This is a genomic window from Neptunomonas japonica DSM 18939, from assembly GCF_000422765.1.
Classification (GTDB): Bacteria; Pseudomonadota; Gammaproteobacteria; order Pseudomonadales; family Balneatricaceae; genus Neptunomonas; species Neptunomonas japonica.
This window is the reverse complement of record NZ_AUGR01000023.1, coordinates 64,277-75,171: the sequence shown is the minus strand read 5'-3', so window position 1 is coordinate 75,171 and position 10,895 is coordinate 64,277. Positions and strand designations below refer to the sequence as shown.

The window sequence follows — 10,895 nt, the reverse complement described above, 5'->3', positions numbered from 1 at the left end:
AAATCTTGATGATATAGGATATACGCATCGACGCTCGGTTCATCTTGGGTCAGATGTTGCTGCTCATGAATCTATGCCAGGCGTTCATCGCGTTGCTGCCTTATTGCAACGGTGGTTGCTAGGCACACATCATGGGGCGATACAGCCAAAACAACTTGATTCATATCTAGATGAGTTTGTTTTTCGTTTTAATCGACGGACCTCAAAATCTAGAGGCTTACTTTTTTATCGACTGCTTCAGCGTAGTATTTTAACATCCCCAATTACCTACAAGGATGTGATAAAAAAGTAAAATGTTGCTGATTAGTATATGAATGGAGCTAAAGGGATACCCCTTATATAAACACAGCCAAATAAAGAGGGAACTTTATGGCACCTTCACCATTTCTCGCATCACTGCATGATCATATGCGAGTTCAAAATTACAGCATGCGTACGATAAATACTTACCTCTACTGGATTCGCAGCTTTATTTATTTCCATAATAAGCAACACCCCAAACAGATGGGTACAACGGAAGTACGTCAGTTTGTTTCGCATTTGGCTTTAAATCGTACTGTTTCACCAGCAACTCAAGCCCTGGCTTTAAATGCATTGGCCTACCTCTACAATAAATTTCTAAATCAGCCATTAGGAGACTTGGGAGACTATCGTCGACCTCGTAAACAGCCAAAACTTCCTGTCGTTTTAACAGAAAATGAGGTGGCGCTTCTGTTTGATCACCTGACGGGTGTACATAAAACAATGGCGTTTATATTGTACGGTTCGGGATTGAGACGGATTGAGCGCATTACTGCCCATTGGTAGTGTAAATGTAGGGCTCTTCGTTCTTAACTTACTACAATCAGATGCTGATATACGTATGTTATTAACGGGCTAGTTAAACCATATTGATTAAATTAAATTTTTTCTTCCCTAAACTCCGCACATAACTTAGCTGCCATCGCAGCCCCCATCATTGGGTGTGGGATTGGCGCGACCGCCACCACAATATCAACGGCGGGCAGCTCTGGTAAGTTAGCCACTTGATCAACCACCACCAGCCCCGGTGATACGCTAGAGCGAGCCATAGCGCTAATGCCTAAACCACGTTTGAGCAGGCTTTTGATCGCCGTGGCACTGGAGGTAGTGCACACCAAATGATAGTTTTTGGCCTGTTTTTCTAACCCATCAATCGCGCTGCTGTGGAATTTGCAGTCTGCCTCGTACATCACCAGTGGCAGCATTTGTTGCGCGAGTAATTCTGGATAGCCGCCATGTACCCATACGCCAGTATCATGTTTGAGCAGGTAACCCTCCTCTTTTTCCGGTGTGCGTGTCAGGATGGCAATATCGATCTCACCGTTATCCAGCATTAGCCTTAATTGAGTGCTGCAATCGCAGTGGATACGTATGCTTTGCTGGGGTAGCTGCTGTATGAGTTGTTCGGTGAGTTGTGGCAATACAGACTCAGCATAATCGTCTGGGCAGCCGATACGTATCGGTGGATGGATGGCATGGCTGGCAAGTGAGCCGAGTACTTCATCATGCATACCTACGATGCGCCGCGCATAGCTGACGAGTGATTGCCCTTGGTCGGTGAGCGTGAGGTAGCGGCCATTTTTTTTGAACAATACCTGCCCCGCTTCTTCCTCTAGTTTTTTCATCTGCATGCTAACAGCACCTTGGGTGCGGCATACTTGTTTTGCGGCACGCGTAAAGCTACCTGTATCAACAAAAGCGATAAAGCTTCGTAATGCTTCTATATCCATACAACTAACTCCTTATCCATCCATTAGCAATTCAAATAGGTGCTATAAAAACTATTCGATAGTCAGTTATAAAGCAAGATTGCACAATGCGCTTAGGTTAAATATTAATTGATTCACTCACACGTTTAATGGAGCGCTACATGAAGAACGAAATGGAATTGATCATCGGAAATAAAAACTACTCTTCTTGGTCGCTACGCGGCTGGTTAATGTTAAAAGCGTTTGATCTACCTTTTACAGAAACGCGTTTGGCATTGTTTGAGGCTGATTTTTATTCATCATTGGCGAACTACTCACCTGCTGGAAAAGTGCCAGTATTGATTGATAACGGCATCACCGTGTGGGATTCATTAGCCATTTGTGAGTATGTCAGCGAAACACATTTAGATAATAAAGGCTGGCCAGCAGATGCAGCAGAGCGTGCCTTAGCACGTGCTATCAGCTGCGAGATGCATTCTGGATTCTTTGGTTTACGCCATGAGTTACCCATGAACTGTCGTGCAAAACGCGCTGTTACTCTTACAGAAGCCGCACTTAAAGATGTCCAGAGAATCGATGCTATCTGGGCAGAGCTTTTGCAGAAAAATAGCGCACAGGGGCCGTGGTTGTTTGGCGAGTTTAGTATTGCCGATGTGATGTTTGCACCGGTGGCACTGCGTTTTGATACCTATTTTTCAGAGGCTAAGAACACAGAGGTATCTGCCCATAGCCGTGCTTATGTAGAGACTGTGCTCGCCCACCCAGCTGTACAAGCATGGGTGGCGGATGCAAAACAAGAGTCCGAAACCATTGAAGAAGAGGAAGTTGGGCTGCCGCTATAAATGGCAGTTAACTTTTAGCTTTTTATGCTTCGTCTTGCCGTTCTCATTTTTAGTGCCTGTCACTCGACAGTGCACTAAATCACCGCTGATGGTCATCGCATAAGCCGATATAACGCCAGCGTCTGCATTATGCACTGCTTGCACACTCGTAAAGCGGTAACCCTTTGGATTATCTTGCTGATAGCAATGGATCACCGGCTTCCCTCTCACTTCACTACGGCAGTACTCTATTGTGCTGCTGGTACGTATTACCCAGGTATCGTCAGCAGCACCTGTAGAAAAGGATTGAATCGGGAAGACGGGCATCGCTCTTTTCTTTTCAACTTTATTAGCTGCTGCATACGGCACAATAGCGATACAGCCGCTCAAACCAATAGCCATTAATACCTTAAATGTTAACGGAGCCTTTTGGCTGATTATCCCTATGCTCATCTGCTGCCTCCTTCTTATTTAGGTTTTATGACCATTATAAATACGCGTTTTTTTTCATAGAGTAAATCTCAAATAAATTTGCTAGCATTAGGGCATTCACTTAGCACAAACCAAATTAAGTGGTGCACATACACTGCTACTTTTAATAACGGGATTTCAATATGGCTTTTAACGGCTCCGAGCGCTATGTAGCTACCGACGAACTGCAAATGGCAGTCAAAGCATCTATTACCATGCAGCGCCCTCTTTTGATTAAAGGCGAACCTGGCACTGGTAAAACCATGCTAGCCGAAGAGGTTGCCCTCTCATTAGGTAAAAAACTGTTCCGTTGGCACATTAAGTCGACCACAAAAGCGCAGCAAGGTTTATATGAGTATGATGCGGTATCGCGCTTACGTGACTCCCAGCTAGGCGATGAAAAAGTCTACGATATCGCCAACTACATCAAAAAAGGGCTGCTGTGGCAGGCTTTTGATGCCGATGAGCAAGTCGTATTGCTTATTGATGAAATTGATAAAGCCGATATTGAGTTCCCGAATGACCTGCTAGTCGAACTCGATAAAATGGAGTTCTTTGTTTACGAAACAGGTGAACGTGTCGTTGCTAAGCATCGCCCGATTATCATCATCACATCAAACAATGAAAAAGAGCTGCCAGATGCTTTCTTGCGTCGTTGTTTTTTCCATTACATTACCTTCCCTGATCGCGACACCATGCAGCAGATTGTTGATGTGCATTATCCAGGGATTCAGCAAGAGCTAGTCAATGACGCGTTAGAAATTTTCTTCAGAATCCGTGAAATGAACAACCTAAAGAAAAAGCCATCTACTTCTGAGCTCATCGACTGGTTAAAACTACTCATTGCAGACGATATCCCCGTTGATCTTTTACAAAATAAAGATATCGCTCAAGCAATGCCACCGCTATATGGCGCACTGCTCAAAAATGAGCAAGATGTACATATGCTGCAACGTCTGGCATTTATGGCAAGACGAGATAACCGCTAATGTTGATCGACTTTTTCAACACGCTGAAACGGGCTGATATTCCCGTTTCTCTAAACGAGTTGCTAGTGTTGCTCGATGCGCTTAAAAAGGGTGTCGCGTTTGCCAGCATCGATGATTTTTATCTACTCAGCCGTATTTGCCTGATCAAAGATGAAAAGCATTTTGATCGTTTTGATCGTGCTTTTGGTCACTACTTTAAGGGCCTCGATGCGCTTAACCTGTTTCCTGATAATGCTATTCCAGAAGACTGGTTACGCTCTGAGTTTTTAAAGAATTTATCTGAAGAAGAAAAAGCCAAAATTGAAGCCATGGGCGGCTTGGATAAACTTCTTGAAACGCTTAATGAGCGCTTAGAAGATCAGCACGACCGCCACGCCGGTGGTAACAAGTGGATTGGTACGGGCGGCACTTCACCTTTTGGCCACAGTGGTTACAACCCAGAAGGCATTCGTATTGGTGGCGAGAGCAAACATAAACGCGCCGTTAAAGTGTGGGAAAAACGCGAGTTTAAAAACCTAGATGACCAAGTTGAGCTTGGCACACGTAACATGAAAGTTGCTTTGCGCAAGCTGCGTAAATTTGCCCGTACAGGCTCCAATGAAGAGCTAGACCTCAACGATACAATTCGCTCAACCGCGGCTAATGCTGGGCTGCTCGATATTAAGATGGTGCCGGAGCGACACAATGCCGCCAAAGTACTGATCTTTCTGGATATCGGCGGTTCAATGGACCCTTACATCCATCTTTGTGAGCAGCTATTTTCTGCTGCACGCACTGAGTTTAAGCATCTCGAATATTTTTACTTTCATAACTGTGTATATGAGAAAGTCTGGAAAGATAACAACCGTCGCCACCATGACACCCTATCGACGATGGATGTTATCCACACCTACGGCAAAGACTATCGCGTTATCTTTATTGGTGATGCTGCCATGTCACCGTATGAGTTGATACAACGCTACGGCAGTGTTGAACATATGAATGAAGAAGCAGGCCAGGTGTGGTTACAGCGTATTCTTGATACGTGGGATAAAGCAATCTGGCTTAACCCCACACAAGAAAAGTACTGGGGCTACACCCATTCAACCGATACGATACATCAACTTTTTGATGGTCACATGTACCCGCTGACCCTTGCGGGCCTTGAAGCGGGTATCAAGCACTTATCTAAATAGAGCGCACTAGCTCTGTAAGCTAGGTAAAAGATCAGCGGGTACTAAGGCGTTATAGTCGCCCCGCTGAATCAGCGCTTGTGCTCGCTCTATATCAGGGGAAAAGTAGCGGTCTTTATCATAAAACGCGACTTCTGCTCTTAACTGACTATGCGCCTGTTGTAAGCCTACGGTTGTTTTGAGCGGTGCTCGAAAGTCGATTCCTTGGCACGCTCCCAGCAACTCAACAGCCAAAATGCCTGCCGTGTTGTCTGACATGTCTCGTAAACGCCGTGCAGCAAATGTAGCCATCGATACATGGTCCTCCTGATTAGCAGAAGTTGGCAAACTATCCACAGAAGCCGGATGTGCCAGTGATTTATTCTCAGAAGCCAGCGCAGCTCCCGTGACTTGAGCAATCATAAACCCTGAGTTTACGCCGCCATTGTCGACCAAAAAAGGCGGTAATTTAGAGAGGTTAGTATCAATTAACAGCGCCATGCGCCGCTCAGATAAAGAACCTATCTCAGCAATAGCTAATGCTAGGTTATCTGCCACCATAGCAATTGGCTCTGCATGAAAGTTACCTCCCGAAATAATGTCGTTGTCATCAGCAAACACCAGTGGGTTATCTGATACGGCATTGGACTCCACCAGCAATACTTGTGCGGCTTGCCTAATCTGCTGTAAACAAGCCCCCATCACTTGCGGCTGGCAACGTAACGAATAGGGATCTTGTACCTTTTCACATTTTTGATGTGAGTTACCAATCTCCGAGTCATCTTGTAGCAAATGACGATACGCAGCGGCAGCGTCAATTTGTGTTTGGTGACCACGTACTTGGTGCACTCTATCATCAAATGGCCGGCGGCTACCCAAAGCCGCTTCAACGGATAAAGCCCCTGTTACTGTGGCCGCTGCATACAGATCTTCCGCAGCAAACAGCCCTTGTAATGCAAAGGCCGCGGAGGCTTGAGTACCATTTAACAATGCCAAACCTTCTTTGGGGCCTAACGCTATAGGTTCTAACCCAGCCACCTTCAAACCTGCTGCGCCACTAATGCGCTCACCGTTATACAGCGCTTCACCTTCGCCTAACAATACGGTACTCATATGAGCTAAAGGCGCTAAATCGCCCGATGCGCCTACAGAACCTTTTTCAGGGATGCACGGATACACCTCAGCATTTAGCAAGGTGATGAGTGCTTCAATCACTTGCAAACGAATACCCGAATAGCCGCGCGCTAACGAGTTTATCTTTAAAACCATCAGCAAACGCACTGTCGATGGTTTCATAAACTGCCCGACACCAGCCGCATGAGATAACACAATGCTGCGCTGAAGTAGGTCTAGGTCATCACTTGATATACGTGTGTTGGCCAGCATACCAAACCCAGTATTGATGCCATAAACCACACGGTCTTCTGCCAACACTTGTTGTACGGTAGCGGCACTTTTAGCAATAGCATCATGGCAACCAGCATCAAGCACTAACTTGACCGGCTCTTGATTAATACGGCGCAAGTCAGCTAGCCCTAACTGACCCGGTGTTAACATTAATTCATACATATTTTAGATTCCGGTATCCGTTTTATGAGTTATCTAGCTATTCGTGATCTAACTGTTCGTTATTTAACATAGGCAAATCAAGTGATTGCTCACGGGCGCACTGCTTCGCTAAAGGATAGCCTGCATCGGCATGTCGCATAACGCCTGTACCCGGATCATTCCGTAAGACTCGGCCTAAGCGAGTCGCCGCCGCCTCTGTTCCATCCGCCACAATCACCATACCGGCATGCTGGCTAAAGCCCATGCCCACACCGCCACCATGATGTAGCGATACCCACGTTGCACCCCCTGATGTACTCAGCAATGCATTAAGCAACGGCCAGTCAGATACTGCATCAGAGCCATCCATCATCGCTTCTGTTTCACGGTTAGGGCTAGCAACGGAGCCAGAATCCAGATGGTCACGGCCAATCACGATAGGCGCTTTTAGCTCTCCGTTGCTGACCATCTCATTAAAGGCTAACGCTAAACGGGCGCGATCTTTTAAACCCACCCAGCAAATACGTGCCGGTAACCCCTGAAAAGCAATACGCTCGCGCGCCATATCCAACCAGTTGTGTAGGTGCGGGTCATCAGGAATTAGCTCTTTAACTTTAGCATCTGTTTTATAGATATCTTCAGGGTCACCCGAAAGCGCCACCCATCTAAACGGGCCAATACCTTCACAAAACAGCGGCCTTACATAAGCAGGTACAAAGCCTGGAAAATCAAACGCATTTGTTATGCCTTCTTCCAGCGCCATCTGGCGAATGTTATTACCATAATCCAGAGTGGCGGCACCGTTTGCTTGTAAAGTCAGCATGGCGGCAACTTGCACCGCCATTGATTGCTTCGCCGCTTTAACAACGCTAGCTTCATCTTTTTGGCGCATAGCAGCCGCATGTTCCATGCTCCAATTCTGCGGCAGGTAGCCATTAAGTGGATCATGCGCTGAGGTTTGATCCGTCACTACGTCTGGAGTAATGCCACGCTCCACGAGTTCGGCAAAGATATCTGCAGCATTGCCTAATAAGCCAACAGAAACAGCCTTGCCTTCAGCTTTAGCCTGCTCAAGCATCGCTAGTGCGCTGTCGAGTGTGTCTGCTTTTTTATCCAAGTAAGACGTACGCAAACGAAAGTCGATTCTGGTTTCGTCGCATTCAACCGCTAGCATCGAGAAACCCGCCATGGTGGCCGCTAATGGCTGCGCGCCACCCATGCCACCTAAACCACCGGTTAAAATCCATCGCCCAGTAGCCACACCATCAAAGTGCTGTTTCGCCACAGCAACAAATGTCTCGTAAGTGCCCTGCACTATCCCTTGGGAGCCAATATAGATCCACGAGCCTGCTGTCATCTGGCCATACATAGCCAAACCTTGTTTATCTAATTCGTTGAAGTGCTCCCAGTTTGCCCAATGCGGCACAAGATTAGAGTTAGCAATAAGCACTCTGGGGGCATCAGCGTGGGTTTGAAAAACACCCACGGGCTTACCCGACTGAATAAGCAATGTTTGATCTTCTTCTAGGCGTTGTAACACCTCAATAATCTTATCAAAACACTCCCAACTACGTGCTGCACGGCCAATACCGCCATATACCACCAGCGACTGAGGGTGCTCCGCTACTTCTGGGTCTAGATTATTCATCAACATACGCATAGCGGCTTCAGTCAACCAACTTTTACAACGTAACTGGCTACCATGAGGCGCACGAATCAAACGGGATTCATCAAGGCGGGTAAAACTCATATAGGATTCCTTTTATTATTTAATCTATTAGCGGGCGATCAAACCCAGCAAACGTGCAGCCGTTCGTGCTGTGTGCTGATCAATATCGAGTTGTGGATTAAGTTCGGCGATGTCAGCCAGTTTCAACTTGCCACTGGCTTTTATGTCGGTTATCAATGCTTCAAGTACTTCTAGCTCAACACCTCTGGCAGCCGGGGCACTTACCCCTGGTGCTACTGCCGCAGGTAATACATCAAGATCAATGGTCAAATACAGCCAGTCGCACTCTTTGATAAATTCTGCGAGCTGTTGTTGAGCCTCTGTTAAACAGGCAACGCCCATCTGCTCGTCCAAGCGATAGCTCACACCGAGTGCATCTGCACGCTTAAACAACGCTTGCGTATTAGCACTTTGAGCAACACCCAAACAACAATAATGAAACGGTGTATTTTGTGCTTTGCATTGATCAGCTATCTGTTTGAATGGAGTCCCTGAGCTGCCCACTTGCTCATAAGAGCGCAGATCAAAATGCGCATCAAAGTTGATAATGCCAATAACAGGGAGTTTTGCTTGCTCACGTGCAAAAAGGTTAAGCCCTTGCCAGCTGCCATAGGCCACCTCATGGCCACCTCCCATTACTACAGGGAACTGCTGGTCTTCTAATAAGCGCTTTACGCAATCACCTAACTGCTGTTGTGCCGATTCCAAATCACAATCATCACAACGGATATCTCCAGCATCATAAACAGGCTTTGTCATGTGCCATGCGTGGGATGCCAAGGCTCGCCGGATCGCCAGCGGGCCTACTTTGGCACCGATACGCCCTAAGTTACGTGCCACACCTTGCTCGCAAGGAAAACCAAACAAAGCAACACCGGGTTCTGCCCCCTCATGCCAAGCGCTCACTTGCTGGTGCCAACGCGCACCTAAATCGCCTTCTAGGGAGTCTTCGCGGCCAATCCAAACACTCATATCGGGTACTTTAAACATAAGAAGTTTCTCCCTGATAGATACGCTGTTTAAGGGCAGGCACGCCTATTTGATAGGCTAGCTCTGAGGGATGTTTTATATCCCATAGCAGCATGTCAGCAGGCGCACCTACCACTAGCCGCCCGCTGTCGTCAGACAACCCCAGTGCTTTTGCTGCATGGCAAGTTACGCCAGCCAAGGCTTCTTCTGGTGTTAACCGAAACAAGGTGCAAGCCATGTTCATCATTAATCGCAAAGAGGCCAAAGGAGAGGTGCCGGGGTTAAAATCTGTCGCAATGGCCATAGGAATACCGGCATTACGTAATGCTTGGATAGGCGGCAACTTTGTTTCACGCAGAAAATAGAAAGCCCCCGGCAACAACACAGCAACCGTGCCATTCTCTACTAAGGGCTGTAATGCAGCAGCATCAAGGTATTCCAAATGATCCACTGATAATGCCCCGTAGTTGGCCGCTAATTGCGAACCTTTTAAGTCTGATAACTGTTCGGTATGACCTTTAATCGCAAGGCCATAGTTTTTAGCCGCTTTAAATACTCGCTCACATTGTACGGGCGAAAAACCTATCCCTTCACAGAAGACATCCACAGCATCGGCGAGCTTTTGCTCAGCCGCCGCCGGTATCATCTGCTCACACACCAGATCAATATAAGCATCGCTATTAGCTACAAACTCGGGCGGGAGCGCGTGTGCCCCCAGCAATGTGGTACGCACTTGTACAGGGAAAGCTTCCCCTAGCTGGCGTGCAACACGTAGCATTTTGAGTTCATCTTTAAGTGTTAAACCATAACCTGATTTAATCTCTAGCGTCGCAACACCTTCACTCATCAAGGCTTGCAAGCGTGGTACGGCTAAATCAAATAACTGCTGTTCGGATGCTCCACGAGTAGCGCGTACCGTAGAGAGAATTCCTCCGCCCTCTCTTGCTATCTGCTCATACGGTACACCTTGCAAACGCTGCTCAAATTCCTGAGCACGGCTGCCTGCAAACACTAGGTGTGAATGGCAATCAATCAACCCTGGTGTCATCCAGCCTCCACGCCCTGCAATGTTAGCTTTGAGAAATAACGCCTTATCCATATCAATCATTGGCGCTATGGCACTGATACGGCCGTTTTTAACCGCCAACGCCATACTCTTCTGCACACCATATCCCTGAGAACAACCATATCCCTGAGAACAACCATCAGAGCTGGCAGCAAGGTTAGAGCTAGCGGCGCTGTTCGACATCGTTACTAGATCAAGATCGAGCCAAATTTTGTCGGCGTCACAAAAGTCATTCATTATCATTTATCGTCGCAAAAAATCATTTGTATATACAAATACAACAGATAAACCTAGGCGTCAAATTAGAAGGTGCTTAAAAATGATCAAAAGATGACATAAACAAGCCCTACTCTCTATGTTTCACCATAGAAATAAAGGACTAGAGGTGTATTTGTATATACAAATAATTATTTTAGAAAGA

Annotated in this window: 11 protein-coding genes; 5 read left to right on the top strand and 6 right to left on the bottom strand. The window is 46.7% G+C overall.

Translation table 11 applies throughout. From position 1 onward, the window contains the following. Together G511_RS0114945 and G511_RS23065 are read left to right on the top strand one after the other, a co-directional pair. Nucleotides 1–292 (top strand): transposase (locus G511_RS0114945; protein ID WP_028470346.1); only part of this gene is annotated, 292 nt, incomplete at its 5' end. A gap of 77 nt (nucleotides 293–369) precedes the next feature. Further along, nucleotides 370–807, top strand: coding sequence for a phage integrase N-terminal SAM-like domain-containing protein (locus G511_RS23065; RefSeq protein WP_051222102.1), 438 nt, complete (start codon nucleotides 370–372; stop codon nucleotides 805–807). Between the two features lie 92 nt (nucleotides 808–899). Here the strand turns inward: G511_RS23065 and G511_RS0114935 are convergent, their stop codons facing one another. Further along, complete coding sequence (locus tag G511_RS0114935) at nucleotides 900–1,751, bottom strand: LysR substrate-binding domain-containing protein (RefSeq protein ID WP_028470345.1); 852 nt, start codon at nucleotides 1,749–1,751, stop codon at nucleotides 900–902. 140 nt (nucleotides 1,752–1,891) lie between these two features. Between G511_RS0114935 and G511_RS0114930 the strand changes: the two genes are divergently transcribed. Further along, the gene (locus G511_RS0114930) at nucleotides 1,892–2,572 is read left to right on the top strand and encodes a glutathione S-transferase family protein (protein WP_245574073.1); all 681 of its coding nucleotides are present in this window, start codon (nucleotides 1,892–1,894) and stop codon (nucleotides 2,570–2,572) included. On the opposite strand, the gene G511_RS0114925 is transcribed toward G511_RS0114930, so the two are convergent. Beyond that, nucleotides 2,567–3,004: a hypothetical protein gene (locus G511_RS0114925; RefSeq protein WP_028470343.1), complete on the bottom strand. Its 438-nt coding sequence runs from the start codon at nucleotides 3,002–3,004 to the stop codon at nucleotides 2,567–2,569. The genes G511_RS0114930 and G511_RS0114925 overlap by 6 nt on opposite strands. Before the next feature lie 161 nt (nucleotides 3,005–3,165). Here G511_RS0114925 and G511_RS0114920 point away from each other — a divergent pair, with 161 nt between their 5' ends. Together G511_RS0114920 and G511_RS0114915 are read left to right on the top strand one after the other, a co-directional pair. Then, on the top strand, nucleotides 3,166–4,011 hold the full coding sequence (locus G511_RS0114920; protein ID WP_028470342.1) for an AAA family ATPase: 846 nt from the start codon (nucleotides 3,166–3,168) through the stop codon (nucleotides 4,009–4,011). Beyond that, nucleotides 4,011–5,186: a vWA domain-containing protein gene (locus G511_RS0114915; RefSeq protein ID WP_028470341.1), complete on the top strand. Its 1,176-nt coding sequence runs from the start codon at nucleotides 4,011–4,013 to the stop codon at nucleotides 5,184–5,186. Before G511_RS0114920 ends, G511_RS0114915 begins: the two co-directional genes overlap by 1 nt. A 6-nt stretch (nucleotides 5,187–5,192) precedes the next feature. Here G511_RS0114915 and hutH read toward each other — a convergent pair whose 3' ends face one another. From hutH to hutI, 4 genes are read right to left on the bottom strand one after another with little or no spacing between them, the layout of a single operon-like run. Continuing rightward, entirely contained in the window at nucleotides 5,193–6,731 is a 1,539-nt protein-coding gene (gene hutH, locus G511_RS0114910) for a histidine ammonia-lyase (RefSeq protein WP_028470340.1), read from the bottom strand. Nucleotides 6,732–6,768: 37 nt separating this feature from the next. Then, nucleotides 6,769–8,460, bottom strand: a complete 1,692-nt coding sequence (gene hutU / locus G511_RS0114905) for a urocanate hydratase (RefSeq protein ID WP_028470339.1) — start codon at nucleotides 8,458–8,460, stop codon at nucleotides 6,769–6,771. A gap of 27 nt (nucleotides 8,461–8,487) precedes the next feature. Continuing rightward, the gene (gene hutG, locus G511_RS0114900; RefSeq protein WP_036552176.1) at nucleotides 8,488–9,429 is read right to left on the bottom strand and encodes a formimidoylglutamase; all 942 of its coding nucleotides are present in this window, start codon (nucleotides 9,427–9,429) and stop codon (nucleotides 8,488–8,490) included. After that, nucleotides 9,422–10,711: an imidazolonepropionase gene (hutI, locus tag G511_RS0114895; protein ID WP_028470337.1), complete on the bottom strand. Its 1,290-nt coding sequence runs from the start codon at nucleotides 10,709–10,711 to the stop codon at nucleotides 9,422–9,424. Before hutI ends, hutG begins: the two co-directional genes overlap by 8 nt. Between the last annotated feature and the right edge of the window lie 184 nt (nucleotides 10,712–10,895).

Bases quoted from the DNA above. Each gene is read 5' to 3' on its own strand.
- G511_RS23065 (WP_051222102.1), top strand. From the start codon at position 370: ATGGCACCTTCACCATTTCTCGCATCACTGCATGATCATATGCGAGTT.
- G511_RS0114935 (WP_028470345.1), bottom strand. From the start codon at position 1,751: ATGGATATAGAAGCATTACGAAGCTTTATCGCTTTTGTTGATACAGGT.
- G511_RS0114930 (WP_245574073.1), top strand. From the start codon at position 1,892: ATGAAGAACGAAATGGAATTGATCATCGGAAATAAAAACTACTCTTCT.
- G511_RS0114925 (WP_028470343.1), bottom strand. From the start codon at position 3,004: ATGAGCATAGGGATAATCAGCCAAAAGGCTCCGTTAACATTTAAGGTA.
- G511_RS0114920 (WP_028470342.1), top strand. From the start codon at position 3,166: ATGGCTTTTAACGGCTCCGAGCGCTATGTAGCTACCGACGAACTGCAA.
- G511_RS0114915 (WP_028470341.1), top strand. From the start codon at position 4,011: ATGTTGATCGACTTTTTCAACACGCTGAAACGGGCTGATATTCCCGTT.
- hutH (WP_028470340.1), bottom strand. From the start codon at position 6,731: ATGTATGAATTAATGTTAACACCGGGTCAGTTAGGGCTAGCTGACTTG.
- hutU (WP_028470339.1), bottom strand. From the start codon at position 8,460: ATGAGTTTTACCCGCCTTGATGAATCCCGTTTGATTCGTGCGCCTCAT.
- hutG (WP_036552176.1), bottom strand. From the start codon at position 9,429: ATGTTTAAAGTACCCGATATGAGTGTTTGGATTGGCCGCGAAGACTCC.
- hutI (WP_028470337.1), bottom strand. From the start codon at position 10,711: ATGAATGACTTTTGTGACGCCGACAAAATTTGGCTCGATCTTGATCTA.